Here is a 26259-nt window from a genome sequence, read left to right as displayed (position 1 = left end):
CATTCTCCCTTCCCCGAACTAGACTTCACCGTACTGTCCCGCCCACCACACGTGCAGAGCACCGTTAGTGCGGACTACCAGGGAGTTCGATGAGGAATCCAATCCATCCGCCTGTTCCAGGCAGCGAGGCCGCGGCGCTGGTGCAGAAGCGTGCCTTGATGGGCCACGAGCGCTTGGACTCCCTCCGTCCCGGAACCACGGCAGCCACCCAGGACATCTCAGGCCTTCGCCGCTTGGTGCGCGAGTCCTGGCAGCGTTCGGCCAGCCTGCAAGCCAACCCCGACGTCGCAGAAGCTCCCCTCGCGATGGACCAGGACGAGCTGGAGGAATACCGCCGGCAGCATCCGCTGGCCACCATCATGCCCGTGATCAAGAAGCTGCTGGTCCAACCCAGCCATGACAGCGGCCTGTTGGTGGCGGTGGGCGACGACGTCGGCCGGCTCCTGTGGGTGGATGGCGACCCGGTGATGCAGCACCGCGCTGAAAGCATGATGTTCGTGGCCGGCGCCGACTGGTCCGAGGCTTCCGTGGGCACCAGCGCACCCGGCACGGCTCTGGCCCTGGACCGAAGCATCCAGATCTCCGGTGCTGAACACTTCAAACGCTCCGTCCACCCGTGGAGTTGCACCGCGGTTCCCTTCCACGACCCCGATTCCGGTGCCGTGCTGGGCGTCGTAGATATCACGGGCACCGAAACCGCCGTCGCCGCGCACACCCTCTCCTTGGTGGAGGCCACGGTCGCCGCTGCGCAGGCCCAGTTGCGGATCGAACGCCTGAAGTTGGCCGCGGCCGTCCGCGAGAAACCACGACGCCGGAGCGCAGCCGCCACCTCCGGCCATGCCCTGTACCGCAACAGCCTGCAACTGTTGGGCCGCGACCAGGCCCTTCTCAGCATCGACGGCCGGACCGTGTCCCTTTCCGCGCGGCACAGTGAAATCCTGGCCATCCTGGGCAGCCATCCTGACGGGCTCAGCGCTGAGGACCTCTGCGCCCAGTTGTACCCCGGAGACGGCTACTCGGCCACGTTGCGGGCCGAGATGGTGCGCCTCCGCAAAGTGATGCAGGAGCTTAGCCCGGACGCGGTTCCTGAATCGCGTCCATACCGGCTCCCCGTGGAGTTGCTTCCCGACTCCGGCCAGGTGCTCAACTGCTTGCAGCGTGGCGCCCACCGCATTGCCCTGGAAATCTACAAAGGTGCGGTCCTGCCACGCTCGGAGGCGCCCGGCGTCGTGCAGTTGCGTGAGCGGGTTTCGCATCTGCTGCGTGAGGCGCTGCTCAGCGACGGCAGCGTTGATTCGCTCCTGAAGTACGCTGAGCTGCCCGAGGCGAAGTACGACGTCGACCTCCGCCTTGCGGTGCTGAAGCTGCTGCCGCCGCGCTCGCCCAAGCGGGCCGCCGTCGTCGCGGATCTTGAGCGGATCGAAACGGAACTCAAAGCGTGAGCTGACTCACATGGTTGCAACGTAGCTGCAACCTCCCGACTCCTAGGCTCGGATCAATGGCGACAGCCACCGTGATTCGCAGCAAAGGAGCTAGCAATGACTGTTTACGCACAGCCGGGTGCCGAGGGTTCGAAGGTCACGTTCAAGGACCGCTACGAAAATTGGATCGGCGGCGAATGGGTTGCCCCGGTCAAGGGCGCCTACTTCGAGAACATCACACCGATTACGGGCAAGGCCTTCTGCGAAGTTGCCCGCGGTACCGCCGAGGACATCGAGCTGGCGCTGGACGCCGCCCACAAGGTTGCACCCTCATGGGGCAAGACCTCCGCCACCGAGCGAGCAGCCATCCTGAACAAGATCGCCGACCGCATTGACGAGAACGTGGAGCTCCTCGCAGTTGCTGAGACCTGGGACAACGGCAAACCAGTCCGCGAGACCCTTAACGCCGACATCCCGTTGGCAGCGGACCACTTCCGCTACTTCGCCTCCGCCGTCCGGGCGCAGGAAGGCCACCTGTCCCAGCTGGACGAGGACACCACGGCTTACCACTTCAAGGAGCCGCTGGGCGTTGTTGGCCAGATCATCCCTTGGAACTTCCCCATCCTCATGGCGGTCTGGAAGCTGGCACCCGCGCTCGCCGCCGGCAACGCCGTGGTGCTCAAGCCCGCCGAGCAGACGCCGACGTCCATCCTGGTCCTCATGGAACTCATCGGAGACCTCCTTCCGGCCGGCGTGGTGAACGTCGTGAACGGCTTCGGTGTTGAGGCCGGAAAGCCGCTGGCTTCCAGCTCCCGGATCCGCAAGATCGCTTTTACGGGTGAGACCACCACTGGCCGTTTGATCAGCCAGTACGCGTCGAACAACCTCATTCCGGTCACGCTGGAACTGGGCGGCAAGAGCCCGAACATCTTCTTCGATGACGTCGCCGACCAGAACGATGCCTTCTACGACAAGGCCCAGGAAGGGTTCACGCTCTTTGCCTTCAACCAAGGCGAAGTCTGCACCTGCCCATCCCGCGCCCTGGTCCAGGAAGGCATCTACGACTCCTTCATGGCCGACGTCACGGCCAGGACCAGCAAGATCATCCAGGGCAACCCGCTGGACACCGACACCCAGGTTGGAGCCCAGGCCTCCAACGACCAACTGGAGAAGATCCTGTCCTACATCGACATTGGAAAGCAGGAGGGCGCCAAGGTGCTCACCGGTGGTGCCCGGGCGGAGCTTTCGGGTGACCTGGCAGGCGGCTACTACGTGCAGCCCACCATTTTCGAAGGCCACAACCGGATGCGGATCTTCCAGGAGGAGATCTTCGGCCCGGTGGTGTCCGTCACCAAGTTCAGCGACTACAACGACGCCATCGGCATCGCCAACGACACCCTCTACGGATTGGGTGCCGGAGTCTGGTCGCGCAATGGAAACGTCGCCTACCGCGCAGGCCGGGAAATCCAGGCCGGCCGCGTGTGGGTCAACAACTACCACGCCTACCCGGCAGGGGCTGCGTTCGGCGGCTACAAGTCCTCAGGTATTGGCCGTGAGAACCACGCCATGATGCTGGACCACTACCAGCAGACCAAGAACCTCCTGGTCAGCTACAACGAGAACAAGCTCGGCTTCTTCTAAACCGTCTTGTCTACCGATCAAAGGAGATCGTCAATGACCACCATGCAAGCTGCAGTCGTCACCAAGTTCGGTACCGACCTCGAGATCAAGGAAGTGGAAAGGCCGACGCCGGGTCCCGGCCAGGCGCTGGTCCGCCTCATCACCTCGGGGGTATGTCACACCGACCTGCACGCCGCCGAAGGCGACTGGCCGGTCAAGCCGACGCCACCGTTTATCCCGGGCCATGAAGGTGTGGGAGAAGTAGTGGCCCTCGGCGAGGGTGTCACGGATGTTGCTGTCGGCGACCTGGTGGGTAATGCCTGGCTCTGGTCTGCCTGCGGTGACTGCCAGTACTGCCGGACCGGGTGGGAAACCCTGTGCGAGTCCCAGCAGAACGGTGGCTACAGCGTGGATGGCTCGTTCGGTGAGTACATGCTGGTAGACACACGCTTTGCCGCTCGGATTCCGGAGGGCTCGGACCCCGTGGAAGTGGCGCCCGTACTGTGCGCCGGCGTCACGGTCTACAAGGGCCTCAAGATGACGGAAGCCAGGCCGGGACAATGGGTCACTATTTCCGGGATCGGCGGACTGGGCCACATCGCGGTTCAGTACGCGGTGGCCATGGGGCTTCGCGTGGTTGCCGTGGACATTGCCGACGACAAGCTGGCTCTGGCCCGCGAGCACGGCGCCGAACTGACGGTCAACGCCCTCCACGAGGACCCGGCGGAAGTCATTCAGCGGGAAACCGGCGGTTGCCACGGAGTCCTGGTGACGGCTGTGCACCCGTCGGCCTTTGGACAAGCGATCGGTATGGCTCGTCGTGGCGGAACGATCGTCTTCAACGGGTTGCCACCAGGAGACTTCCCGGCGCCCATCTTCGAGATCGTCCTCAAGGGCCTGACCGTCCGCGGCTCGATCGTGGGCACGCGCCAGGATCTTGAAGAGGCGCTGGAATTCTACGCCCAGGGAAAGATCAAGCCAACGGTCTCTACCCGGGAGCTCTCCGAGGTCAACGCGGTCTTTGACGAGATGAAGCACGCCAAGATCGACGGCCGTGTGGTGCTGAAGTTCTGATGAATCCCAACGGCTTGGAAGCCGCGGTGACGCTGCCCGGGGAGGACTTCTCCCGGGTGGCGCTCACTGCGGTGTCCGTGGAACTGCTCCGTAAGCTTTGGGACCAGCATGGGCCTCTCATGTTCCATCAGTCGGGCGGCTGCTGCGACGGCTCCGCCCCCATGTGCTACCCGGCGGGGGAGTTCCTGACCGGCGACTCCGACATCCTCCTTGGCAGGTTCGACATTGGAATCGGCGGCGAGCCCCAGCCTCTCGAGTTTTGGATGTCCAAGGAACAGTTCAACTACTGGTCCCACACCCACCTCACCGTAGATGTGGTTCCGGGCCGGGGGAGTGGGTTCTCCGTTGAGTCTCCCGAAGGGAAGCGGTTCCTGATCCGTTCAACCCTCATGGACTGGGACGTGCCCAGCATTTAGGGTGGCTGGCTGGTGTGATCGACGCTACGTGCCTTCATCACACCAGCCACACCTGTCACGGGAATTGCGTAGGCGTCTCACTATCTGGGATAAATATGGCCGTCCATTGGCCGGACACTATTCTTGATGAGTCCTATACCACTCCCATCCAGAATGTGGCATTTTTATGAACATTTTCAGGACCAAGTCAATCGAGCAGTCGATCGCCGATGCCGACGAACCCGGTCGCAAGCTCAGGCGCAGCCTGAGCACCTGGGACCTCATGATCATGGGCGTCGCCGTTGCTGTCGGCGCCGGTATCTTCTCCGTCGGCGCCAAGGCCGCTGCCAACTTTGCCGGCCCCGCCGTCACCATTAGCTTTGCCATTGCAGCTGTCACCTGTGCTTTGGCCATCATGTGCTACGCCGAGTTCGCCACGGCGATCCCCGTGGCAGGCTCCGCCTACGTCTTCACGTACGCCACCATGGGCGAAGTCCTTGCGTGGATCATTGGCTGGAACCTCATCCTTGAACTCTTCACCGCCGCAGCCGTGATCGCCAAGTACTGGGGCATCTACCTCAGTACGGTCTTTGGCTTGATGGGCGTGGAGATGCCACCGTCAATCCAGGTAGCCGGCGTTGACCTCTACTGGGGTGCGTTCCTCATTGTTGCGATCTTCACCGTGCTGCTGGTGCTGGGGACAAAGCTGTCCGCCCGCGTCGGCAACGTCTTTACGTTGATCAAGATTGCAGTGGTGCTGTTCGTGATCGTGGTTGGTTTCAGCTACGTGAAGTTCTCCAACTACACCCCCTTCATTCCAGCCTCCGAGCCCACCGACTCCGGCGCTGCCGATGTTATGAAGCAGTCCTTCTTCGGCTTCCTCACGGGCGCCGCTCCGGCCCAGTATGGAACCCTGGGCGTCTTCGCCGGCGCAGCCTTGGTCTTCTTCGCCTTCATCGGCTTCGACGTAGTGGCAACCTCCGCAGAAGAGGTCAAGAACCCGCAGAAGACCCTTCCCCGGGGCATCTTCGGTGGCCTTGCCGTAGTGACGCTGCTGTACATCTTGGTCTCCCTTGCGCTGACTGGCATGGTTTCCTACACACAATTGGCCGAGGTGAAGAACCCCACCCTGACCACAGCTTTCGAAGCCGTGGGCAACACTGATGCTGCCAAGATCATCGCCTTCGGTTCCCTGGTGGGCTTGACCACCGTGATCATGGTGCTGCTGATGGGCCTGTCCCGCGTGGTCTTGGCAATGAGCCGCGACGGACTCCTGCCACGTTCGCTGTCCAAAACCAGCGAAAAGCGTTCCACGCCGGCCCGTTTGCAGATCATCTGCGGTGCGGCCGTAGCCCTGGTGGCAGGCGTAACGAAGGTGGACCTGCTCGAGGAAATGATCAACATCGGAACGCTGTCTGCGTTCGTGATGGTGAGCCTGGGCATCCTGGTGCTGCGCAAGAAGCGCCCGGACCTCAAGCCCGCCTTCCGCGTTCCGTTCGGCAAGGTCCTGCCGTGGGTCTCAGCAATCCTCTGCCTTTACCTGATGACAAACCTGGCTGTGGAAACCTGGATCTTCTTCGCGATCTGGCTGGTCATTGGCATGGTCATCTACTTCTCCTACGGCCAGCGCCACTCACGGCTCAATGAGAAGTTCGCTGCGGCCAAGGCCTCCGTGAACGGTGCTCCCGGAAGCCACCAGGTCGACGGCGACGAGGACGAAGACAGCTACACGAAGGTCTAAACCAATCGCGGCAGCATGTCAGACAGCTGCACTCATTAGCTCTAGAAGTCGCTCCATGAAGCGCCCGGGAACCATCGGTTTCCGGGCGCTTTTGCGCGTTCCCGCCAACACCAGCGCCATTACGGCGCCGCGTGAACGCCGACCCATTCCACCAGCGGCCTCAGGACTTCCCACCGGGCAGCAATCTCGTTACGGGCTGCGGGAGTGGAGAGCCACTCCGGTTGGCCAACCTCAACGCCGGCCGACAACGACTTGTGCTTGAGGAGCTCTCCGCGCGGATGATCCTTGTCGAATCCCCGCGGGACAGTCTTCAGCTTCTCGCCTTCGATGGCGAAGCCGGCGGCGGCCACAGCACCGACGATCTCCTGCAGTTCCAACCCACTGTCAGGAGCATCCACTGCCGCCCGGAAACGGGCCAGCTGCGCCGGAGTGTGCGAGTGGTAGCCCCCGCCGATCAGCAGGCCATCGGCGCTGATCTGGACGTAGAAGCCAACACCTTCCTGAGTAGCTGCAAAGGCCCCTTGCGCTGTCTTGTACGGAGACTTGTCCTGGGAGAACCGGATATCGCGGTTGGGACGAAAGATCTTGGCTGGCCCGAACTGCGGCTCCAACTCTGAAAGGAGAGCTGTCAGCGGCTCCTTGACCTCGGCGTCGTACGTGGTTTTGTGTTCAAGCCACCACTCACGGTTGTTGTTCTCTTCAAGCTCGGCGTAGAAACGGAATGCGGCAGTAGGGATGCCTTCGAATGTGGTCATAGAAGGATCCTAGGGACGGCGATACCCGCCCAGCCATAGCCAAAGAAGGCTATGTGGAAAAACAAAAAGAACACCCCGCCGCGGAGAAGATCCGCGACGGGGTGTTCCAGGAAATGCTGGAGAGCGAAGACGCTTAGAGCTTGTTGGCTGCTTCGGCGTCGGACTCGGTCTGACCTGCACCGAGGTTGGCGCGGAGCTTGGCGCCAAGATCGGAGTCAACGTTGGTCCAGTACTGGATGGCGCGTTCCTTGATGTCAGCGTTCTTCACGCCGCCAACAGCACCGGTGATGGTGTCCAGGAGGCGGGCCTTGGCAGCGTCGTCGTAGACCTCGCGGTACAGGGTACCGGCCTGGCCGAAGTCGTCGTCCTCGGCGTGCAGGGTGTGGGCGGAGAGGGTGAGCTCGCCGTCGTTCTCCCAGCCACCGGCGGGCGACGTAGGCTCAACAGCAGCCGGGCCACCAACGGAGTTCGGTGCGTACACCGGGGTGGACGGAGAGTTGAACAGGTAACGCCCCTGGCCGTCCTGGCTGTAGTTGTTGACCTGGTTCTTGGGCTGGTTCACCGGGATCTGTGCGTGGTTGGTGCCCACGCGGTAACGGTGTGCGTCTGCGTAGGAGAAGATGCGGGCCTGCAGCATCTTGTCCGGGGAAGCGGCAATGCCCGGTACGAAGTTCGACGGCGCGAAGGTGGCCTGCTCGATCTGCGCGAAGTAGTTTTCCGGGTTCTTGTTCAGCTCCATGGTGCCCACGTGGATCAGCGGGTAGTCCGAGTGCGGCCAGACCTTGGTGAGGTCGAACGGGTTGAAGCGGTACGTCTTGGCGTCCTCGTACGGCATGACCTGGACGTGCAGTTCCCAGGAGGGGAAGTTGCCGGCGTCGATGTTTTCCTGGAGGTCGCGGATGTAGAAGTCTGCATCCGAGCCGGCAAGCTGCTCAGCCTGGTCGCCGGTGATGGTCTTGACGCCCTGGTTGGACTTGAAGTGGTACTTGACCCAGAAACGCTCGCCGGCGGCGTTGATCCACTGGTAGGTGTGCGAGCCGTAGCCCTGCATTTCACGCCAGGAGGCCGGGAGGCCGCGGTCGCCCATGAGCCAGGTGACCTGGTGGGCGGACTCGGGGGAGAGGGTCCAGAAGTCCCACTGCATGTCAGCGTCACGCAGGTGGCTGCCCGGGAGGCGCTTCTGGGAGTGGATGAAGTCAGGGAACTTGATGCCGTCGCGGATGAAGAAGACGGGGGTGTTGTTGCCAACGAGGTCGTAGTTGCCCTCGGAGGTGTAGAACTTCACGGCGAAACCGCGGGGGTCACGCCAGGTATCGGGAGAACCGTTCTCGCCGGCGACGGAGGAGAAACGGATCAGCATGTCCGTCTCGACGCCCGGCTGGAGGAAGGCTGCCTTGGTGTAGGCCGAAACGTCCGAGGTGGTCTTGAACGTACCGAATGCGCCGCCACCCTTGGCGTGCACTACACGCTCCGGGACCCGCTCGCGGTTGAACTGTGCAAGCTTTTCCACCAGGTAGTGGTCGGTGAGGATGATGGCACCGTCAGCGCCGACGGACTTGGAGTGCGCGTCGGAGGTAACGGGGGCACCTGACTGGGTAGTTGAAATGGCAGTCATTGTTCTCCTTTTTCTTATTTCTGAGTTACGGAAGTTACGGGAAGCTGTTGTTTGGACTGGCAGTCCTGGCAGATGCCCTGGTACAGGACGTCTGCGATCTGGATGGTCATGGGCTTGGAGTTCTCATCCCAGTGCGGGGTGAGGCACGGTGCGTGTCCCACGGCGCAATCGACGTCCTCCACTTTGCCGCAACTGATGCAGACGGCGTGGTGGTGGTTGTCGCCCACCCGGGTCTCGTAAAGGGCCGGAGAGTGCGGAGGCTCAAAGCGTCGCAACATCTGCAGGTCCGTTAGGTCGCTGAGCACCACGTAAACGGACTGCGCCGTCAGTTCAGGAAGCTCTTTGCGGGCAGCGGCAAGGATGCCTTCAGCCGGAGAGTGCGGATGGTGCTGGACCGCGGCGAGCACTGCCAGCCGCTGTTTGGTCACACGCCGGCCGTGGGCATGCAGGGCAGCTGCCCATTCTGCTTGCTCGGCTGTGTGATCTGTCATGCATTCATTGAAACACTTATTTTGAGGAGTTCACAATAAGGCAAGGCTAACTTCCGGTGAATTGAACAGATCTTCCAGGGGATTGTGGTCTTCGGCTGCCGATCTGCGGACCGCATGGACCCGAACAGGGGCACTTGTGCCCGCTCCTTCCAGGGCCACGCAACTGACACCGCTGAAGCCGCCAGCCCGGGGGAGTGCGGTCAGGGCTGCACCCATCGCCAGTAACTCGACCGGCCTGACCTCGCTGATGGCCGCCACGTTCCTGACGGGTTCGAGGATCGTATGGCGGGGACCCGCGTCCACAGCCCGGACCAGCGGTTCCGGCCCTGAAAGAGGCTCGACGCCGGCACGCACCGTAGCGTCGGAGCCCACCATGGTTTCCGGTACGGCCAGCCTGAGCCCCTCGCGCAGGGCAGCATCTGTGGCTTCCAGATCGTGGTCCGTCTCGCCAACCCGTCGGTGCGCCGGAAGCAAAAGCTGGTGTCCCGGCGTCGTGGTTTCTCCTTCCCACCGGCTGAAGAGGTGGAATGTCGGCGTTGACGATTCCGCTACAGACTCTCCAATGGCTGAACCCAGGGGATGCCATTGGTAAGCAAACATGATGGCGCAGCGGGTGGCACCAAGGACGTCGGCCAAGGCGGCACGGACCAGGCCGTGGCAGAAAAGCCAGTCCGTGGCCGAGGGGTGTGCAAACTCTGTTGCGGGATCCGACAACCGGATGACGACATGCCCGGCAGTAAGGGGGTGACGTGGCCTGGCGATCTCCCAAAAAGCCGAACGGTACAGCAATCGTCGCGATGTGACCATGTCAACTCCTTCCCCCGGGTGAGCCTACCAAGCGGTGCCCGCAGGCGGGAGGGTGCGGGGCAGCCGCCGCAACGGTCGTTAAGGTAGGACGGTGGCGAAACTACTGGCAGACATCACCCCCTTGAAGGAGAGCCCGGCTTTCCGGCGGCTCTGGCTGGGCGCATCGGTGGCTGCCATCGGTACCCAACTGACGTTGGTGGCGGTCAGCCTGGAGGTCTACCGGCTCACCCAGCAGAGCTTCTACGTGGGACTGCTGGGCATCTTCGCGCTGGTCCCGTTGGTGATCGCCGGACTCTACGGCGGGTCCATCTCGGACGCCTATGACCGCCGCAAAGTGGCCATCATCGCCTCCCTTGTGCTCTGGGCGACCACTGCGGGGCTTGCCTTGCAGGCATGGCTGGAGATCGGCAACATCTGGATACTCTACGCACTGGTGGCCATCCAAAGTGGAGCGCAAGGCATCAACGGCCCCGCCCGCAGCGCCATCATTCCGTTGCTGGTCCGTAAGGACCTGCTCCCTGCAGCCAACGCCCTGAGCATGCTGACGTTCGGCCTGTCCATGACTGCCGGACCACTCCTGGCAGGCGTTCTGGTGGCCACCATCGGCTTCGGCTGGACCTACACGATCGATGTCATCAGCTTCACGTTCGCCCTCTGGGGCCTCTTCAAGCTCCCGCCCTTGCCGCCGTCCAAGGACGCTGTGCGACCGGGGCTGCGATCAGTGGTGGAAGGGTTCCGCTTCCTCGGTACCCGCCCCAACGTCCGCATGACCTTCATCATCGACCTCATCGCCATGATCTGCGCCCAACCCCGTGCCCTCATGCCGGCCATCGGTGCGGTCATGATCGGCGGAGGTGAAACCACGGTGGGTGTGCTGCTTGCGTCCACGGCTGTGGGTGCTTTCCTCGCCGGCCTGTTTTCCGGGCCACTGGGCCGTGTGCGGCGGCAGGGCAGCGCTGTCGTGTGGTCCGTGGTGGGTTGGGGAGCTTCCATTGCGGGCTTCGGGCTGGTGGTACTGCTGGCGGGGGACTCGGGACGCGATGGAGTTACGCCGTGGCTGATTCCGGCAGCCCTGTGCTGTGCCCTTGCCGGTATTTCAGACTCCGTCAGCGCCGTCTTCCGCACCACCATCCTCCAGTCGGCCACCCCGGATCATCTGCGCGGCCGGCTGCAGGGCGTGTTCATCGTGGTGGTGGCGGGGGGACCGAGGGTGGGGGACATGCTGGCCGGAGGTGTCACACAGTTCCTCAGCGAAGGCGGAGTGTTGCTGATAGGTGGACTCCTCTGCATCGTCCTGGCGTGGCTGGCTTCGCGGCTTCAGCCCGGGTTCGTTGCCTACGACGCCAAACATCCGGTGCCCTAGCACTGCCGTCCACGCCGCCGCCGTAGGCTGGGATCGGAACATGACGACCGGCGTCGGCGTTAATCCGTACAGAACCCCTGCTGGAGCCGAAGGAAGAGGCAAGAACCACCGTGCACAAACACAACAATGGACTCAAGACGGCGGCACTGTTCGGCGTGCTGTGGGCGGTGTTGTTGGGTTTGGGCGCCCTCATCGCAGCGGGAACGCGCAGCACCACGCCCATCTGGATCATGGCGTTGATCGGCGTCGGCACCACCGCCTACGGATACTGGAACAGCGACAAGATCGCCATCCGGTCCATGGCTGCCTACCCGGTCACTGAGTCCCAGGCTCCTCATCTGTACCAGATCGTTCGGGAGCTCTCCGTCAGGGCCAACAAGCCAATGCCGCGGATCTACCTGTCGCCCACCATGACCCCCAACGCCTTTGCCACCGGCCGCAACCCCAAGAACGCCGCCGTGTGCTGCACCGAAGGGATCCTGCACCTCCTGGATGCCCGGGAACTCCGGGGAGTGCTGGGGCATGAACTGATGCACGTGTACAACCGCGACATCCTGACCTCGTCGGTGGCTGCTGCAGTGGCCGGAGTCATTACGTCCGTGGGGCAGATGCTGCTGATCTTCGGCAGCGGGGACCGGCGCAACGCCAACCCGCTGGCCACCATCGCCATGGCGTTGCTGGCTCCGTTCGCGGCTTCGCTCATCCAGATGGCCATCTCCCGCACGCGGGAGTACGACGCCGATGAGGACGGTGCCGAGCTCACCGGCGATCCGCTGGCACTCGCCTCAGCCCTGCGCAAGATCGAGTCCGGCGTCACCCAGCTGCCGCTCCCGCAGGACCAGAAGCTCGTCAACGCGTCGCACTTGATGATTGCCAACCCGTTCCGGGGCGGCGGCATGCGCCGCATGTTCTCCACCCACCCGCCGATGAATGAACGGATCAGCCGCTTGGAACAGATGGCCGGCCGCCGGCTTTCCTAGGTCCACCATGAACCAGTCCGCCCGGACTACGCGAACAGCCCCTCGCCGATGAAGCCACCTTGCCGAACTGACCTGGATGGGACCATCCGTAGCGCCCGTGGTCTTGGTGTTGTCCGTATTCCCGGGCAGCAAAAAGCCGGGATGCGGACCCCTTGGTGGGCCTGCATCCCGGCTTTTCGAACGGTGTGCGACTAGCTGCGGAAGTTCACGAACTGCAGGTCGGCCTCTTCGAACTTCTTCAGGATGTTCATGGTTTCCTGAAGGTCGTCACGGGACTTGGAGGTCACGCGGAGTTCGTCGCCCTGGATCTGGGACTTGACGGACTTGGGGGCTTCATCGCGGATGATCTTGTTGATCTTCTTGGCGATGTCCTGGGCAATGCCCTCCTTGATGGTGCACTCCAGGCGGAATTCCTTGCCGGAGGGGAAGGGCTCGCCCTGGTCCAGGGACTTCAGCGAGATGCCGCGCTTGATCAGCTTGGACTGGAAAACATCCAGGACAGCAAGGACCCGGTCCTCGGAATTGGCCTTCATGAGGATCTTCTCGCCGCTGAAGTCGATCTCCGCGCCAACACCCTTGAAATCATATCGCTGCGCGATTTCCTTCTGGGACTGGTTCAGCGCGTTGGCGACCTCTTGCTTGTCTACCTTGCTGACGACGTCGAATGTGGATTCGCCTGCCATGACTCTCCTTAGGTTGGGGGCCCTGTGAGGGCGGGTTGGTCTGGCATCCAGCCTAGTACGGAAGGTGCTGCTTGGGGCGGTGGAGCGCATTCACAGTTCGCTCACAGCACATGCAAGGTTGGAACTGAGGCTGCGGGTTGAGAGTTGTACCAGTTGGAAGAACGCATAGTGGAGGATCAGCATGAGCAGCAAGGCCGTCCAGTCCATCAGTAAATCCGCTACTGCAGCGGCTGGCTCCCTTGGCACGGCAGCAGTTGCCGCAGCCAGTGCTGTTGCGGCCGCGGCTGTGGCAGCGTCGATCGTCCTGAGCCCGGTACCCGATGCCACAGCACGCATGGACGGAGTGCACGCTGACCTGCTGCGGGCTGTGCAGCTCAACCAGATCACCGCCGAGCAGGCCGAGAAGTTCGAAGCGAAACTCGCCGGCCGGATCCTCGGGGAAGCCTGACATACCGCCACATACCGGGCGTTTTCCCCCGATTAGATTCTTCGCAGAAAGTTCTGTAAGGTTGTCTCTGCCTTCGGTTACCGGATCTAAAACAAACGGTCTCCGGAAGTGATCTTCTTTTGAAGTTCGGCAGATTACCCGAGCGGCCAAAGGGGGCTGACTGTAAATCAGCTGGCAACGCCTACGGGGGTTCGAATCCCTCATCTGCCACCAAGGAAAATCCCCGGAACCACTGGTTCCGGGGATTTTTTTGTGTGTCCAGTGAGTTCCCGCCGCCGGATCCCTGCCGGGGGATCGGGCTGTTGGCCGCCTTGCTCGACCTTGCGCGGCATGGGATCCAACGAGCACAGGTTTGGCCGTGCCGCCACCACCTGCTTTGATCGCACGTACCCGGCGACTCGCGGTAACCCAGTGCGTGTCATGGCATCCGGGCTGTCAAAGTAGGTGGTGACGGTACGTGTTCGCGCGGGACGCCGCGCCTAGACCTCGCGCTCCCGCCCGAATTCCGTGGTTTGCCGGACCGCCGTGGCTTCCCGGAGTTCGGCGATCTCCATCCGCAGGGCTGCGATCTCGGTCACCAGGTCAGCCATCTCCGCGCGAACGGGTTCCTCGGCGGCGACCGCCTTCTCTTCGGCTGCCGCTGCCACGCCCTCCGCGTTCTCCTCAATCCGTTGAACCAGCCAGGAAGCGATGGATGCTGTGACAATACCCAGCACCGCGATGCCGCTCATCATGAGGGCCGCGGCCACGATCCTTCCAATGGGGGTCACGGGATACAGGTCTCCGTAGCCCACGGTGGTGATGGTGGTGACGGCCCACCAGGCAGCGTCACCGAAGTTGAGGATCTTGGCGGCGGGGTCGTTCTGCTCGACATCCAGTACGGCCAGTGCGCCGATGAGGATGAGCATCGCGGCCGCTCCTGCCACGTAGGTGGCAACCCGCCCGCGCAAAGTTTCGCCCACGGTGCGCTGGAGAACGGAGAGCAAAGTGACCAACCGCAGCAGCCGCAAGGGCCGGAAGAAGGGGAGCACCACAATCAGGAGTTCGTGCAGGTTCCAGAGGAACCACCGCATCCTGTCTTCGGCAAGCCACAGGTTGACGAAGTAGTCCAGCGCGAAGATGCCCCAGGTAATCCAGAGGACAATCTCGAACGGCACTGCCGCGGCACCGTCCACCCGGCCGATGACCTGCCAGGCATAGGCAGTGAGGAAAATCAGTGCCGTGGCCATGAGGGGCCATTCCACCAGGTCCCGGTATCGCGCTTGTGTCATAGGGGAATACTAGCCACCGCAGGCACCTCAGCCCGGACGGGACTATCGGACGAGCCCCTGCAGGATGAGCCTGCACCGGACGCCTCAGGCAGCGGGCGTCTCCAGCCAGTATCCGTCGAGGTGGTGGATCAACTGCCTGCCGAGGCCGCCTTTGAGCTGGATCCACAGCGTGCTGCGGTCCTCGGTCATGCCGTCGATGGTTCCCTCAATGCGGTTGCCGCGGGCGTCCTGGAGGACAACGTTCTGGTGGCGTGAAAGTTCGGGCCAGACCTGGCCCTGTGGCCTGGTGGTTTGCAGCGTGCTCAAAGGGTCCCCCTTGTATGGTCATTCATCAGATGAGTTTCAGATATTCTGCATGGCTTTGATGAACCAGCGGTAAACGTTAGTGCAAACGTTGGACATAAAGCAGGTCATGGACTACCGGCCTGTCCATCATGCGGTCCACGCCTTCCGCCGGAAGTTACCCGCGGGTAACATTGTGGGCATGCATCTGCTTCTTCGCACCCTCATGCTGCTTTTCACTTCCTCCAAGCGCTCGCCCCTGGGTGTCTGGGAGGAGTCCTCCCTTCCCCTGAAAGTGCTGCCGACGGACATCGACATTGCCTTGCACGTCAACAACGGCATGTACTTTTCGCTGATGGACCTTGGCCGCTTCGACCTCATGGTCCGCAGTGGCATTTGGGCCAAGATGCGCAAGAAGGGGTGGACTCCGGTGGCTGCCGGCGAAACCATCGCTTTCCGCAAGTCCCTGCAACTGTGGCAGCGCTACACCATTGAGACCCGCATCATCGGCCTGGATACCAAAGCCATCTACTTTGAACAGCGGATGGTGGTGGACGGTGAAATCTACGCCCGTGCGCACATTGCCACACGACTGGTGGCAAAGGGCAAGCCCGTCACCCAGGAAGAAATCATCGCGGAGTTCGGTGCGCCTCCGGCAGGCCTCGAGTTGCCCGAATGGATCCATGAGTGGCGCGAGAACAATGCGCTCCCCGGAGCACGTCGCCCCGCCCCGCACGTCTGGAGCTAGACACCCACATCACGGTGCCGCAGCGCCACTGCTCCCAGGACAATAAGTACCGCCGAGATACCGAATAGGCCTGCGGCCGCTCCCCAATCAGCGCCGTTGGCTACCGGGGAATTGCCATACGCCCAGTGGTATGGCGAAAGGTTCAGCAACCATTCGACGTCCGGACTTTGCCGTCCCACTGCGTTGAACACATATCCGAGGACAGCGACGGCGGCGCCCGCAGCGATCCCGTACACCTTCCTGCCGCTGAGCGCACCGGCGAAGAGCGCCGCTGTTCCGCTGAGAAGGGCAAGTGCGGCGAACAGCAGCACCGCTCCGGCGAGATGTCCGACGTCGATGCCCAGTTGCGCAGGCCCGTTCAGTCCCAGCACCATCAGGAAGACGAGGACGGAAAGGAACGCGATCCGAACCAGGATGGCGAGGGCGCGTTCCAGCACCACCTGCACGCGGGTCACGCTGTGGGCGAGGGTCAGCTCCAACAGCCCCGATTCTTCGTCTCCTCCCACCGCCGCCGCTCCCCAGCCAATGGAGGCCATGGAGGTCAGCAGGAAGCCAATCAGGCCGAATAAGGTGGCTTGTGTGTAGCCGGGGCCCGATGCGATCTGATCGTAGTTCAGGGCTTTGGTCATCTCGGCGGGAAGCGCGTTGATCAGGTCCTGCATCTGCGCGCTGCCGCCGATCGAGGGGTAGAGCGGCAGGTACAGCATGCAGGCCGCCGCCAGGCCCAACGCCCAAGCCAGCGTGGAACGCCAGGAGTCGGTCAGGGCCTTGGTGAAGAGGGGCAGGATCCTAGGCACGGTGGGCTCCTTCCGCACGACGATGAGAGTCAGCCGAACCGGCACCGCCCGTGTCAGCAGCTGGTTCGCTGCCAGCGCCGCCGGTGTACAAGGTCAGAACGGCCTCTTCGAGGTCCGGTTCTTCCAGGACAAGGTCCGTCAGGTCCAGTCGCGCCAATGCCTGGACCAGGGGCCGGACGTGCCCGGAAAGCGTCGCCGTTGCCACCACTGTCCCGGCAGCGTGGCCGTCGGCGGGGAGTTCCCGCACCGCGACGTTGGCGATGCCCGGCACCCGGGCCAGCAGCGCCCCGACGTCGTTCGCTGCGGTACCGGTGCTGTTGAACCGGAGTTGCCGGACGGCCGCCATCCGCAGGGCCTCCACCGTGGACACGGTGACGATTTCGCCGTCGCGGAGGATGGCGACGGCGTCGGCTGCTTGTTGGACTTCACTGAGGACATGGGAGCTGAGGAACACCGTGGCGCCTTCGGCCACTGCCTCGCGGACCATGGCATGAAAAACCTGCTGGACCAAGGGGTCCAGGCCGCTGGTTGGTTCGTCCAGCACCAGGAGTTCGGGTTGGTGCTGGAAGGCCTGCAGCAACCCCAGCTTCTGTTTGTTGCCTTTGGAGAGTTTCCGGGTTTGGCGGCTCAGGTCCAGGTTCAGGCGGTCAGCGAGGTCGTTGACGTGGTGGGGGTCCACAGGGCCGCTGATGGCGGCAAAGTGCTCCAACGTGCGGCGGCCTGTGGTGCGGTTCTCCAAGTGGAGCTCGCCGGGCAGGTAGCCGATCCTTCGGCGAAGGGAGGTACCCGCGCGGCGGGGATTCTGTCCGAGAACCGAGATGGAACCTGCGCTGGGCCGGATGATGTCCAACAGGCAGCGCATGGTGGTGGTCTTGCCGGCGCCGTTGGGCCCGATGACGCCGAACACCGTCCCGGCCTCCACCGCAAAATCCAGTCCGTGGAGGACCTCGCGGTGACCGAACTTCTTGCGCAACCCCTCGACGACGATTGCCTGGGTCACGGGGCATGCTCCCTTCAGTGGTTGATGGTGTCTTGCTGCAAAGCGTCGCGGGCCGCCTCAAGGAACCGCGAATCGGTATAAAAACCGTGGGTGTAGATCTCCAGGGCGGGCAGCGTGAGCTGCCGCAGCAACCCGGGTCCGATTCCGTGGGGCTCCGGAGTGAATTCGCCCAGCGTCCTTGAGAGATGCCTGCCCAGCATGAGGATGGACAGGCTGTTGGAGGCAATCACGACGGCGGTGGACCGGACGTCGTCGAACTTCCGGATGGTTCCTGCCGCGATTCCGGCGTTGATGATGTTTTCTGTTTGCCTCACGACAGCATCAAAGAAGGCATCGCCGGCATCGGACTCGTCACTCAGTGATTGGCGGATGTAGGCGATCTCCTGGGCGTATTGTTCCGGGTGGTTGAGGTAGTCCTGGATCAGTTGGCGTGTTGATCCCGGGTGGGTCTTCTCGCGGCCCTGGCTGGCTGTTTGGGCGAGGACATGCTGGTCGCAGGCAGCGCGGAGGTTTTCTTTGCTGCCGAAATGGTGGATGACCAGGCCTGGGCTGACCCCGGCCAGCGAGGCGACGGCCCGGACCGTGGCGCGGGCGAATCCATCCCGGCCGAACAGGTCGATGGCGGCGTCGCGGATGCGGGCCCGGGTGGTGAGATCCTCTGCGCTTGAACGCATGTTTCAAACACTAAACACCTGTTCAATGTCCATCAAGTGGCAGGGTCATAACGATGTGACACCATTGGTTGGGTCGCCGGTGTTGAGTGTGCCGGCGTCGCAGATACTTGCCTCAGTGTTATTGATGGGGCAGCAGGTGGGGGTTGGCGAAGTGGGCTTTAACAAGACGGCCGTGGGGCCGGCGCGGGGTTGGTTTCTTGGCGCGGTAGCCATGGGGCTGCTGCTTCCTGGTGTGCTGGGTGCGGCACTTCCCGCGCAAGCCGCTCCCGCCCTCAGCACTTCCGTCCAAGCCTCAGTCCCGCTGGCTGTTCCGGTGGAGACCTCGACGCCGCCCCTTACTGGTGCGATTGGCAACCTGTACAACACCAGCGCGTGGGCACGAAGCGTGCTGCTCCGCCCCACCAGTACCGAGGAATGTTCCGGCAGCGGGAGCACCAGCGGTTGCGTGCAACGGTTTGCCGGCGGTGACATCGCCTGGTCCGCGCGTACCGGGGCGCGCGTGGTGGTCAACGGACCGGTCCGTACATCGTGGTGGGCTGCGGGCGGCCCTTCCGGATTTCACGGCTATCCAAAGACAGACACCACCACTGGGCTGCGCAACGGAGGGTCCAAGCAGACCTATGAACGTGGCGCCATCACGTACTCGCCGGGAACGGGTGCGCAGCGGACCAGCGGATCCATCCATCTGGCCTGGGGACGTGCCGGCTTTGAAACCGGTTACCTGGGCTATCCGGTTACCGGGGAAAGTACGGGACTGCGCGACGGCGGCGCCTGGCAGGCTTTCGAACGAGGCTTTGTGGTGTGGTCGCCGGCCACCGGGGCACACCCGTCCATGGGGGCCATCCGTGAACGATGGCGGAAAGCCGGCATGGAAGAAGGCGAGCTGGGGTACCCCGCCACGGATGAAGCCCTGGGCCTGAAGAATGGCGGCTCCTCCCAGCAGTACCAGCGCGGAACAATCATCTGGTCACCAGCCACCGGTGCCCGCGCATTGACCGGTGCCATCCGGAGCTACTGGTCTTCCACAGGAGGCCAAAATGGCGCCCTCGGATATCCGGTCGGTGAGGAAGTCCGGCAAAACACCTTTGTCTACCAACTCTTCCAGGGCGGCACGGTCTACTGGTCCGCGGCGACGGGGGCGCATTCCACCACCCACGGCGATGTCCACAACCGATACAACTCGCTGGGCGGAGCGGCCGGACAGTTGGGGCTTCCTCTCACGGACAAGCTTCCGCGTGCCGGCGGACTCGTGCAACAGTTCGTCAACGGCTGGCTGGTGTGGGGGCCGTCCACCGGGGCGCGTATCGTTGGACACCCCACCTATAAAGTGTGGTCCGCCAACCCGGGTGAGTTCGGCTGGCCCGTCCGCGACACCTGGATGGACGGACGCGGAACCCATGTGGCCTTCCAGAAGCTGGAAACCATCTGGAGCGACGCCACGGAAGAGCTCTATTCGGCCGAGGCCGTTGACGCATCCACTGTGGTGTTCCTGGGTGACTCCCAACTGGACCTGGATTCCTGGGGCGAGCAGGGTGCCCGCGGCGCAGGGTACCCACGCCAGGTGGTCCGCAGCATTGGCGGGCTCGGCTACGTTTCCGGAAGTCCCGCCGTCGGGGGTGGCTCAGCGACTGATGCGCTGGCGCAGGACCGGATCCTCCTGCCGCAGGGCAGCCCCGGGCTGGTAGTGGTAACTTTGGGCGGCAACGACGCCAGGATCGGCGCCACGGATGCAGCCATCCTGTCCCAAGCCAACCGGCTATGGGACGAGCTCCGGCGCAAGTACCCCCGCAGCACCATACTGGTCAACGGCGTGCTGTCACGGTACGACTCCAACCACGTCCAGCGCCGGTGGGTGGATGGCCTCGTGACCCGCGAAGCTGCACTTCGCGGTTGGCCGCGGATTTCCATGGCCGGTACGGCGACCATTGCGGGAGCGGCCGGCGACTACCTCGACGACACCCACATGAACCAGACCGGCCACAACAAGGTGGCGCCGCTGTATGCGTCCGCGCTGAAGCACGTGTTGGGCAAGTAAGGGAAACCGTGCTTTATTCCCGGTAACGCGGGAAGCGAACAGGGCGCCCCTCCACGGGACTTAGCGGGCAGGGTCGCGTACCGTGGAACCATGGCTACAGTTGACATCACTGGAGAACAGTTCGCATCGACCATCGAGGACAACGACATTGTCCTGGTGGATTTCTGGGCTGCATGGTGCGGCCCGTGCCGCCAGTTCGCGCCCACGTACGGGGCAGCTTCGGACAAGCACGCCGACGTCGTTTTCGCGAAGGTGGACACCGAGGCCGAACAGCAACTGGCCGCCGAAGCGGGAATCACGTCCATCCCCACACTCATGGCTTTCCGCGAGAAGGTCCTGGTCTTCTCGCAGCCCGGTGCCCTCAACGGCCAGCAGCTTGAGCAGGTCATTGAAGCCGTGAAGGGCCTGGACATGGAAGAGGTCCACGCCCACGTTGCCAAGGCGCGTGCCGAGGCGCAGGAAAACTAAGAACGAGCGGCGGTTTGAAACACTGAAACCGCTGGAAACGCACCGAGGTCGCCGGAAATCTCCGGCGACCTCGAGGCTCTAAGGCGTTTTCGCTGTATTGCGGCGATCAGAGCCGTTCGAGCTTGACGGGCTCAGCCAGCAAGGCGCTGAGGGACTCGTTCAGGTCCTGGACAGCGATGCCCTTGGAGTGCTTCTCGAGGAGTTCCTCGGATTCCCAGCGCTCCGTGAGGACGAGCTTTTCCTCGGTGGCCTCGGTCAGTTCATAGCGGATGCAGCCGGGCTCGTTCACGACCTCGTCGATGGCGATTTCCAGGGCGAGCTTCACGCGGAAGAATTCGCCGTCGTTGGGGATGAACGTGGCCTGCAGGTCAATGGGTGCACTCATGGTTCCAACCCTACCGGCAGGACACGGCCCCCTTGGAGGTGGTTACGGTTCTGTTGCGCCCCGTCCCTTGGTAGCGTTCCGTCATGTTGTCCTACACTGCCGGAGACACTGACGTCCCGCTGCTCGAAGAGACCATCGGCGCCAATTTTGAGCGCATCGCCGCACAATACCCCTTGCGGGACGCCCTGATTGAAGCGGCCGCGATGCCGGGCGGGGAGGCCCGCCGCTGGAGCTATGAAAAACTGAACGACGACGTCAATCGCCTCGCCCGCGCACTGCTCGCTCTGGGTGTGGCCAAGGGCGAACGGATCGGTATCTGGAGCCCCAACTGCGCCGAGTGGACCATCCTGCAGTACGCAACGGCCAAGATCGGTGCGGTGCTGGTCAACGTCAACCCCGCTTACAGGAGCCACGAACTGGAGTTCGTGGTGCAGCAGAATGGCATGCGGATGCTGGTGGCTGCGCCTTCGGACAAGAACAGCGACTATGTGGGCATGGCCAGGAATGCGGCCGGAAGCTGTCCGGAACTCCGGGAGATCGTCTTCCTCCCGGGAAACCCTTTGCAGGAGTTGGCCGGGGGCGAACCGGAAGCCAACCACGAACTGACGTACGCCCAACTCCTGGCCCGGGCTGACGGCGTCGGGCCTTCCGCGGTTCAGGACCGGATGGCCGAACTTGACCCACACGACGCCATCAACCTGCAGTACACCTCGGGCACCACGGGCTTTCCCAAGGGCGCGACGCTGACGCACCACAACATCCTCAACAACGGACACTCCATCGGCCGGCTCCTGAACTACACCGAACGCGACCGCGTGGTGATTCCGGTGCCGTTCTACCATTGCTTCGGCATGGTGATCGGGAACCTGAATGCACTCAGCTTCGGTGCGGCCACCATCATCCCCAGCCGCGGATTCAATCCGTCGGCGGCGTTGGAAGCGGTGCAGGACTTCGGCGGGACGTCCCTGTACGGGGTGCCCACCATGTTCATTGCGGAACTGGCTTTGGAGGACTTTGGCTCCTACGATCTCTCGACGCTGCGGACCGGCGTGATGGCCGGCTCGCTGTGTCCCATGGAAGTGATGCGCAGGGTCATCGAAGAGATGCACATGGTGGATGTTGCCATTTGCTACGGCATGACTGAGACCTCGCCTGTGTCCACCATGACCCGCGCCGGGGACACCCTCGAACACCGGACCAGCACGGTGGGTCGGACCATGCCGCACCTGGAGAGCCGCATTGTGGACGCCGGCTCGGCAGAGGTGGTGGAGCGGGGCGTGATCGGTGAGCTGTGCACCCGGGGCTATGCGGTCATGAGCGGCTATTGGGGTCAGCCGGACAAAACTGCGGAAGCGATCGACGCCGAAGGATGGATGCACACAGGCGACCTCGCCCGCATGGATGAAGAGGGGTACGTGGTGATCGAAGGCCGCATCAAGGACATGGTGATCCGCGGTGGCGAGAACATCTACCCGCGTGAAATCGAGGAATTCCTGTACTTGCATCCCTCCATCCAGGACGTGCAGGTGATCGGCGTTCCGGATGACAAATACGGTGAGGAACTCATGGCGTGCATCATCCTCAAACCCGGGGCTGCGGCCCTGACTGCCGGGGACTTGGCCGAGTACTGCCGTGGGAAGCTGGCGCACTACAAGATTCCCCGCTATGTGGATGTACGCGACAGCTTCCCCATGACGGTTTCCGGCAAAGTTCGGAAGGTGGACATGCGGCAGGAAGCAGTGAACCGCCTGCAGCTGTAAAAGGCGCTGACGCTTCCGCCCATGGGCGGAAGTACACCTAGTTGGTGTTCCGACTGATGGTCCGGATTCCCACGGCAAGTCCGACGCCGGCAGTTGCCACAGCGGCTACGAGGCCCCAGAGCGTGTCCATCCCAATGGTCCCGGAGAAGAGTTCGCGTTCGGCATTGACGAGGTAGGTCAAGGGGTTGAACAGGCTGGCCACCTTCATCCACCCCGGGCCCGCCTCGATGGGCAACATGATCCCGGACAGGATCATGAGCGGGAAGAGCAGGGTTTGCTGGACGCCCCAGAAGATCCATTCCTTGTTCTGCGAAACCAAAGCCAAAGCGTAGGACAACGCGCCGAGTCCGATGCCGAAAATGCCCAGGATCACCAGCCCCAGCAGGACGTGCATGGGGTGGAACACGAAGCCGAACGGGATGCACACCACGGAGATCAGCAAGCCCTGCACCACCAAGGGGGCCCACTCCTTCAGGGCCCGGCCAATCATGAGCGAGGACCGGGACAATGGCGTGGCCAGGATCCGCTCATAAGAGCCGGTCATCAGCTCATACTGCAGGTTGGACCCGGTCATGGATGTACCGAACAAGGCGATCATCACCACCACGCCCGGCAGGAACCACTGGAGGGTGGACTGGCCGCCGAAAGCCGGAGCGCCCACCGCCGCACCCAGGAGCGGACCGAAGAGACCCAGGAACACCAGCGGTTGGATAAGGGAAAAAATCAACGAAAACGGATCCCGCAGGGGCAATAGCATCTCCCGCCAGAACACGAACCAGGTGTCCGTCACAATGCTTCCGGCACCTCGCTTTTGCACGGCAACTCCCGGCGCCACGGCTTGTTCAATCATCAGACTTCAGCTCCTTCCCGCAGGCTGCGGCCAGTGAGTTCCAGAAAAACGTCGTCCAGCGTCGGTGGTTTCAATTCCAGCGACTGGGCGGGAGCGCCGGCGTCGTGCATGTCCTTCAACAACCCGGGCGCCAGCCGGGAACCGTGGGCCAGCCGAAGACGGAAACGGACCACGCCGTCGTACGCATTTTCCTGGATGTCGCCCTCGGCGGCGGCCCGGCCCAACAGGCCGCGGACTTCTGACGCGGAACCGGCCGCAACTTCCACGGCCATCAGGTCTCCGGCCAGGTTCGCCTTGAGCCGGGATGCGGTATCGTCCGCGATGATGGTGCCGTGGTCGATCACGATCACGCGCTCGGACATCGAATCGGCCTCGTCCATGTAATGCGTGGTGAGCACGATGGTGGTCCCGTGTTCCTCGCGCATCCGCATGATGTGCTCCCACAGATTGGCTCGGTTTTGTGGGTCCATCCCGGTGGACGGCTCATCGAGGAACAGCAACCCGGGGGAGTGCATCAATCCCAACGCCACGTCCATGCGGCGGCGTTGTCCGCCCGAGAGCTTGATGACTGTTCGTTTGGCGAGGTCGGCCAAGTCCAGGGAGGCCATGAGGGTTTCGGCGCGGGCCTTGGCATCGGTGGTGTTCATACCGTAGAAGCGGCCCTGCATAATGAGTTCGTCGATCACGCGGTAGCTGTGGCCGCCGCCGTTGCCCTGGCCGATGTAGCCGATCCGGGCACGAACGCCTGCGGGGTCCTTGGCGACGTCTACGCCGGCCACGGTGGCTGACCCGGAGGTGGGCTTCAGCAGGGTGGTGAGCATGCGCAGCGTGGTGGATTTACCGGCTCCGTTGGGGCCAAGGAAAGCGACCAGTTCGCCGGGACCCACATCAATGTCCACGCCCTTGACGGCCTCTACGGTTTCCTTTTTCACGGTGAACGTTTTGGTGAGTTTTTTCGTGTGGATCACGGTGGCTCCAGGGAGGGCTGGTGATGGCTCGTAGACGCCACGCTATACCCGTACCTTCGGCCAGTCCACGGCTCTGCGGACAGCTCCCGTCCGCAATGAAAAGTCAGTGCCGGCGATGATCCTGAACGGTCATCCGTGGACCGAAAGTGGGTTTGCGGAAGCCACTCAAATAGAGCATTCTGACCAGCCGCTGCCTCTGCCCGCGCCACGGTTCGAGCAGTTCCAGCATGCCGGCGTCATCCGTCTTTTGGCCCGTCAGTGCGTAGCCCACGTACGAGGCCAGGTGGTAGTCCCCCACGGAAATCGAGTCGGGGCAGCCATGCGTCCGTTGGACCACCTCGGATGCGGTCCAGATGCCGATCCCAGGGATGGTTTGCATCCTGGCGCTCGCCTGCGCTGAGTCCAGGCCTGCCAGCCGTTCAAGCGCTGCGGCGGACTGCAGCGCCCGCATCACCGTCGCCGAGCGCTGTGGTCCAACCCCGGCTTTGTGCCACTCCCACGACGGGATGGCCAGCCATTCCCCGGCGGTGGGAGGAACCAGCAGACCTGCGGGGGCCCTGCCCGGGGCAGATGTTCCGTAGCGATACATCAAGTACCGGTACCCGCGACGTGCCTCCAAGGTGGTGACCTTTTGCTCCAAAATGGTGGGCACCAGGGAGTCAACCACCCGCCCGGTGGAGGGCAGCCGCAGAGCCAGGTTCCGGCGTCGTGCTTCTGTGACAAGCCGTGGGAGCGTGGCATGGAAAGCGGGCTCGTCGAAGGCGGACCAATCATCATGGGCGCCCAGCAAGCGCGGCACTCCAGCAATGGCGTCCCGGGCACCGGGTCCCCAAGCCTGGGCGTCCACAAACGTGTCAGGGCCCACCCCGCCTGCGGAAAGCCTCATAGTGACCGGGCCCGACGCTGCGGTGAAGGCCATCCAGAAACCGTTGGCGTGGGCGGCGAAAGACGGATCAGCGTTGCCGCGCATCAGCGGAAACATGGTCTGGTCCAGACGGAAGGCACCGCCCGGATGCCACCTCACGGCTGCGTCTGCCGCGGCCGCAACAACGGGCGGGGCGTCTGCGATGGTCATGTTTTCATGGTCCCACGTCCGGCTGACAATCATCTGGCTGGACCCCTTACGACGGCGGCCGCCCGGGTCTAGACTCCCTGATGTGGCGTGGGTGGGCCGCGCCACATCCCAGGTACAAGGAGCGCGAATCGTGGCCGCAATAGTGCACTTCGAGATTCCCACGGACGACAAAGACCGTGCCAACACCTTCTATGAAAGCGCCTTCGGCTGGAACCTCAGCCCTATGCAAGGGATGGACTACACCATAGCCATCACGGCACCCTCCGACGAACAGACCGGTACGCCGAAGGAGCCCGGAGCCATCAACGGGGCACTGTTCCCGCGGACGGACGCGCTGAAGACACCTGTGCTCACCATCGACGTGGACAACATTGATGCAGCGCTGGCTCAGGTGGAGTCTGCTGGTGGCAGCGTGGTCCAGGCCAAGGACGCCGTCCCCACCATGGGCTGGTATGCCTACTTCAAGGACACCGAGGGCAACGTCCTGGGTGTGTGGCAGACCGACACCTCCGCCGGCACGTAGCCAGGGGGCCGAAGCAAGCCCGGCACCTGG

27 protein-coding genes and 1 tRNA gene are annotated in these 26259 nt (G+C 63.2%); 14 read left to right on the top strand and 14 right to left on the bottom strand.

Annotation, left to right across the window (positions count from 1 at the left end; genetic code table 11):
* Positions 1 to 89: 89 nt before the first annotated feature.
* From ABQM86_RS15770 to ABQM86_RS15750, 5 genes are all read left to right on the top strand, one after another.
* The gene (locus ABQM86_RS15770) at positions 90 to 1442 is read left to right on the top strand and encodes a GAF domain-containing protein (protein WP_369744875.1); all 1353 of its coding nucleotides are present in this window, start codon (positions 90 to 92) and stop codon (positions 1440 to 1442) included.
* A 96-nt stretch (positions 1443 to 1538) separates the two neighbouring features.
* Positions 1539 to 3062 (top strand): aldehyde dehydrogenase family protein, encoded by a 1524-nt coding sequence (locus ABQM86_RS15765; RefSeq protein ID WP_369744874.1) that lies wholly within the window; start codon positions 1539 to 1541, stop codon positions 3060 to 3062.
* A gap of 42 nt (positions 3063 to 3104) precedes the next feature.
* The gene (gene adhP / locus ABQM86_RS15760; protein ID WP_207597620.1) at positions 3105 to 4115 is read left to right on the top strand and encodes an alcohol dehydrogenase AdhP; all 1011 of its coding nucleotides are present in this window, start codon (positions 3105 to 3107) and stop codon (positions 4113 to 4115) included.
* On the top strand, positions 4115 to 4531 hold the full coding sequence (locus tag ABQM86_RS15755) for a DUF779 domain-containing protein (protein ID WP_207594322.1): 417 nt from the start codon (positions 4115 to 4117) through the stop codon (positions 4529 to 4531). The genes adhP and ABQM86_RS15755 overlap by 1 nt, the downstream gene beginning before the upstream one ends.
* A 166-nt stretch (positions 4532 to 4697) precedes the next feature.
* Positions 4698 to 6251 (top strand): amino acid permease, encoded by a 1554-nt coding sequence (locus ABQM86_RS15750; protein ID WP_369744873.1) that lies wholly within the window; start codon positions 4698 to 4700, stop codon positions 6249 to 6251.
* 119 nt (positions 6252 to 6370) lie between these two features.
* Here ABQM86_RS15750 and ABQM86_RS15745 read toward each other — a convergent pair whose 3' ends face one another.
* The 4 genes from ABQM86_RS15745 to ABQM86_RS15730 all read right to left on the bottom strand — a co-directional run bounded on the left by ABQM86_RS15745 (position 6371) and on the right by ABQM86_RS15730 (position 9919).
* Positions 6371 to 7006: a DUF2461 domain-containing protein gene (locus ABQM86_RS15745; RefSeq protein WP_280623314.1), complete on the bottom strand. Its 636-nt coding sequence runs from the start codon at positions 7004 to 7006 to the stop codon at positions 6371 to 6373.
* Positions 7007 to 7139: 133 nt separating this feature from the next.
* Positions 7140 to 8621 carry a catalase gene (locus tag ABQM86_RS15740; protein WP_207594319.1) on the bottom strand — a complete coding sequence of 494 codons (1482 nt, stop codon included), beginning with the start codon at positions 8619 to 8621 and terminating at the stop codon, positions 7140 to 7142.
* A gap of 14 nt (positions 8622 to 8635) precedes the next feature.
* A complete protein-coding gene (locus tag ABQM86_RS15735) occupies positions 8636 to 9112 on the bottom strand; it encodes a Fur family transcriptional regulator (RefSeq protein ID WP_017199873.1) in 477 nt (158 codons plus the stop codon).
* 30 nt (positions 9113 to 9142) lie between these two features.
* Positions 9143 to 9919 carry a hypothetical protein gene (locus ABQM86_RS15730; protein WP_369744872.1) on the bottom strand — a complete coding sequence of 259 codons (777 nt, stop codon included), beginning with the start codon at positions 9917 to 9919 and terminating at the stop codon, positions 9143 to 9145.
* A 91-nt stretch (positions 9920 to 10010) separates the two neighbouring features.
* Here ABQM86_RS15730 and ABQM86_RS15725 point away from each other — a divergent pair, with 91 nt between their 5' ends.
* Positions 10011 to 11282 carry an MFS transporter gene (locus tag ABQM86_RS15725; protein ID WP_280623312.1) on the top strand — a complete coding sequence of 424 codons (1272 nt, stop codon included), beginning with the start codon at positions 10011 to 10013 and terminating at the stop codon, positions 11280 to 11282.
* Positions 11283 to 11392: 110 nt separating this feature from the next.
* Positions 11393 to 12262: a zinc metalloprotease HtpX gene (gene htpX, locus ABQM86_RS15720; RefSeq protein WP_280623311.1), complete on the top strand. Its 870-nt coding sequence runs from the start codon at positions 11393 to 11395 to the stop codon at positions 12260 to 12262.
* Positions 12263 to 12453: 191 nt separating this feature from the next.
* Here htpX and ABQM86_RS15715 read toward each other — a convergent pair whose 3' ends face one another.
* Entirely contained in the window at positions 12454 to 12945 is a 492-nt protein-coding gene (locus ABQM86_RS15715) for a YajQ family cyclic di-GMP-binding protein (RefSeq protein ID WP_017200185.1), read from the bottom strand.
* Positions 12946 to 13126: 181 nt separating this feature from the next.
* Here ABQM86_RS15715 and ABQM86_RS15710 point away from each other — a divergent pair, with 181 nt between their 5' ends.
* Both ABQM86_RS15710 and ABQM86_RS15705 read left to right on the top strand, forming a co-directional pair.
* On the top strand, positions 13127 to 13393 hold the full coding sequence (locus ABQM86_RS15710; RefSeq protein WP_337339308.1) for a hypothetical protein: 267 nt from the start codon (positions 13127 to 13129) through the stop codon (positions 13391 to 13393).
* A 128-nt stretch (positions 13394 to 13521) separates the two neighbouring features.
* Positions 13522 to 13606 (top strand) — tRNA-Tyr (locus tag ABQM86_RS15705).
* 266 nt (positions 13607 to 13872) lie between these two features.
* On the opposite strand, the gene ABQM86_RS15700 is transcribed toward ABQM86_RS15705, so the two are convergent.
* Positions 13873 to 14664 carry a potassium channel family protein gene (locus ABQM86_RS15700; RefSeq protein ID WP_280623309.1) on the bottom strand — a complete coding sequence of 264 codons (792 nt, stop codon included), beginning with the start codon at positions 14662 to 14664 and terminating at the stop codon, positions 13873 to 13875.
* A gap of 84 nt (positions 14665 to 14748) precedes the next feature.
* Positions 14749 to 14970, bottom strand: a complete 222-nt coding sequence (locus ABQM86_RS15695) for a hypothetical protein (protein WP_089595880.1) — start codon at positions 14968 to 14970, stop codon at positions 14749 to 14751.
* 178 nt (positions 14971 to 15148) lie between these two features.
* Here ABQM86_RS15695 and ABQM86_RS15690 point away from each other — a divergent pair, with 178 nt between their 5' ends.
* Complete coding sequence (locus tag ABQM86_RS15690; protein WP_280623308.1) at positions 15149 to 15694, top strand: acyl-CoA thioesterase; 546 nt, start codon at positions 15149 to 15151, stop codon at positions 15692 to 15694.
* Here the strand turns inward: ABQM86_RS15690 and ABQM86_RS15685 are convergent.
* From ABQM86_RS15685 to ABQM86_RS15675, 3 genes are read right to left on the bottom strand one after another with little or no spacing between them, the layout of a single operon-like run.
* Positions 15691 to 16491, bottom strand: coding sequence for an ABC transporter permease subunit (locus ABQM86_RS15685; protein WP_280623307.1), 801 nt, complete (start codon positions 16489 to 16491; stop codon positions 15691 to 15693). The genes ABQM86_RS15690 and ABQM86_RS15685 overlap by 4 nt on opposite strands.
* Complete coding sequence (locus tag ABQM86_RS15680) at positions 16484 to 17491, bottom strand: ABC transporter ATP-binding protein (RefSeq protein WP_369744870.1); 1008 nt, start codon at positions 17489 to 17491, stop codon at positions 16484 to 16486. Before ABQM86_RS15680 ends, ABQM86_RS15685 begins: the two co-directional genes overlap by 8 nt.
* A 14-nt stretch (positions 17492 to 17505) precedes the next feature.
* On the bottom strand, positions 17506 to 18165 hold the full coding sequence (locus ABQM86_RS15675) for a TetR family transcriptional regulator (protein ID WP_369744869.1): 660 nt from the start codon (positions 18163 to 18165) through the stop codon (positions 17506 to 17508).
* Between the two features lie 124 nt (positions 18166 to 18289).
* Between ABQM86_RS15675 and ABQM86_RS15670 the strand changes: the two genes are divergently transcribed.
* Together ABQM86_RS15670 and ABQM86_RS15665 are read left to right on the top strand one after the other, a co-directional pair.
* Positions 18290 to 20200: a GDSL-type esterase/lipase family protein gene (locus ABQM86_RS15670; RefSeq protein ID WP_369744867.1), complete on the top strand. Its 1911-nt coding sequence runs from the start codon at positions 18290 to 18292 to the stop codon at positions 20198 to 20200.
* A 90-nt stretch (positions 20201 to 20290) separates the two neighbouring features.
* Entirely contained in the window at positions 20291 to 20668 is a 378-nt protein-coding gene (locus ABQM86_RS15665) for a co-chaperone YbbN (protein ID WP_089595875.1), read from the top strand.
* Positions 20669 to 20774: 106 nt separating this feature from the next.
* Here ABQM86_RS15665 and ABQM86_RS15660 read toward each other — a convergent pair whose 3' ends face one another.
* Positions 20775 to 21053, bottom strand: a complete 279-nt coding sequence (locus tag ABQM86_RS15660) for a putative quinol monooxygenase (RefSeq protein WP_062073318.1) — start codon at positions 21051 to 21053, stop codon at positions 20775 to 20777.
* A gap of 83 nt (positions 21054 to 21136) precedes the next feature.
* Between ABQM86_RS15660 and ABQM86_RS15655 the strand changes: the two genes are divergently transcribed.
* Complete coding sequence (locus ABQM86_RS15655; protein ID WP_369744866.1) at positions 21137 to 22813, top strand: AMP-binding protein; 1677 nt, start codon at positions 21137 to 21139, stop codon at positions 22811 to 22813.
* 37 nt (positions 22814 to 22850) lie between these two features.
* Here the strand turns inward: ABQM86_RS15655 and ABQM86_RS15650 are convergent, their stop codons facing one another.
* The 3 genes from ABQM86_RS15650 to ABQM86_RS15640 form a co-directional block, all read right to left on the bottom strand.
* The gene (locus tag ABQM86_RS15650; protein ID WP_369744865.1) at positions 22851 to 23663 is read right to left on the bottom strand and encodes an ABC transporter permease; all 813 of its coding nucleotides are present in this window, start codon (positions 23661 to 23663) and stop codon (positions 22851 to 22853) included.
* Positions 23663 to 24631, bottom strand: a complete 969-nt coding sequence (locus ABQM86_RS15645; RefSeq protein WP_089595872.1) for an ATP-binding cassette domain-containing protein — start codon at positions 24629 to 24631, stop codon at positions 23663 to 23665. Before ABQM86_RS15645 ends, ABQM86_RS15650 begins: the two co-directional genes overlap by 1 nt.
* A gap of 103 nt (positions 24632 to 24734) precedes the next feature.
* The gene (locus tag ABQM86_RS15640) at positions 24735 to 25706 is read right to left on the bottom strand and encodes a DNA-3-methyladenine glycosylase (RefSeq protein WP_207594305.1); all 972 of its coding nucleotides are present in this window, start codon (positions 25704 to 25706) and stop codon (positions 24735 to 24737) included.
* A gap of 130 nt (positions 25707 to 25836) precedes the next feature.
* Here ABQM86_RS15640 and ABQM86_RS15635 point away from each other — a divergent pair, with 130 nt between their 5' ends.
* Entirely contained in the window at positions 25837 to 26229 is a 393-nt protein-coding gene (locus ABQM86_RS15635; protein WP_207594304.1) for a VOC family protein, read from the top strand.
* Positions 26230 to 26259: the final 30 nt, after the last annotated feature.

This window comes from Paenarthrobacter sp. AMU7 (genome assembly GCF_041200195.1).
Lineage (GTDB): Bacteria > Actinomycetota > Actinomycetes > Actinomycetales > Micrococcaceae > Arthrobacter.
Note: the sequence above shows the minus strand (reverse complement) of the source record. Positions and strands in the feature narration are given on the sequence as shown.

Coding starts and splice junctions, on each gene's coding strand:
- ABQM86_RS15770 (WP_369744875.1), top strand. CDS start 90: ATGAGGAATCCAATCCATCCGCCTGTTCCAGGCAGCGAGGCCGCGGCG.
- ABQM86_RS15765 (WP_369744874.1), top strand. CDS start 1,539: ATGACTGTTTACGCACAGCCGGGTGCCGAGGGTTCGAAGGTCACGTTC.
- adhP (WP_207597620.1), top strand. CDS start 3,105: ATGCAAGCTGCAGTCGTCACCAAGTTCGGTACCGACCTCGAGATCAAG.
- ABQM86_RS15755 (WP_207594322.1), top strand. CDS start 4,115: ATGAATCCCAACGGCTTGGAAGCCGCGGTGACGCTGCCCGGGGAGGAC.
- ABQM86_RS15750 (WP_369744873.1), top strand. CDS start 4,698: ATGAACATTTTCAGGACCAAGTCAATCGAGCAGTCGATCGCCGATGCC.
- ABQM86_RS15745 (WP_280623314.1), bottom strand. CDS start 7,006: ATGACCACATTCGAAGGCATCCCTACTGCCGCATTCCGTTTCTACGCC.
- ABQM86_RS15740 (WP_207594319.1), bottom strand. CDS start 8,621: ATGACTGCCATTTCAACTACCCAGTCAGGTGCCCCCGTTACCTCCGAC.
- ABQM86_RS15735 (WP_017199873.1), bottom strand. CDS start 9,112: ATGACAGATCACACAGCCGAGCAAGCAGAATGGGCAGCTGCCCTGCAT.
- ABQM86_RS15730 (WP_369744872.1), bottom strand. CDS start 9,919: ATGGTCACATCGCGACGATTGCTGTACCGTTCGGCTTTTTGGGAGATC.
- ABQM86_RS15715 (WP_017200185.1), bottom strand. CDS start 12,945: ATGGCAGGCGAATCCACATTCGACGTCGTCAGCAAGGTAGACAAGCAA.
- ABQM86_RS15710 (WP_337339308.1), top strand. CDS start 13,127: ATGAGCAGCAAGGCCGTCCAGTCCATCAGTAAATCCGCTACTGCAGCG.
- ABQM86_RS15700 (WP_280623309.1), bottom strand. CDS start 14,664: ATGACACAAGCGCGATACCGGGACCTGGTGGAATGGCCCCTCATGGCC.
- ABQM86_RS15690 (WP_280623308.1), top strand. CDS start 15,149: ATGCATCTGCTTCTTCGCACCCTCATGCTGCTTTTCACTTCCTCCAAG.
- ABQM86_RS15675 (WP_369744869.1), bottom strand. CDS start 18,165: ATGCGTTCAAGCGCAGAGGATCTCACCACCCGGGCCCGCATCCGCGAC.
- ABQM86_RS15670 (WP_369744867.1), top strand. CDS start 18,290: ATGGGGCAGCAGGTGGGGGTTGGCGAAGTGGGCTTTAACAAGACGGCC.
- ABQM86_RS15665 (WP_089595875.1), top strand. CDS start 20,291: ATGGCTACAGTTGACATCACTGGAGAACAGTTCGCATCGACCATCGAG.
- ABQM86_RS15660 (WP_062073318.1), bottom strand. CDS start 21,053: ATGAGTGCACCCATTGACCTGCAGGCCACGTTCATCCCCAACGACGGC.
- ABQM86_RS15655 (WP_369744866.1), top strand. CDS start 21,137: ATGTTGTCCTACACTGCCGGAGACACTGACGTCCCGCTGCTCGAAGAG.
- ABQM86_RS15650 (WP_369744865.1), bottom strand. CDS start 23,663: ATGATTGAACAAGCCGTGGCGCCGGGAGTTGCCGTGCAAAAGCGAGGT.
- ABQM86_RS15640 (WP_207594305.1), bottom strand. CDS start 25,706: ATGACCATCGCAGACGCCCCGCCCGTTGTTGCGGCCGCGGCAGACGCA.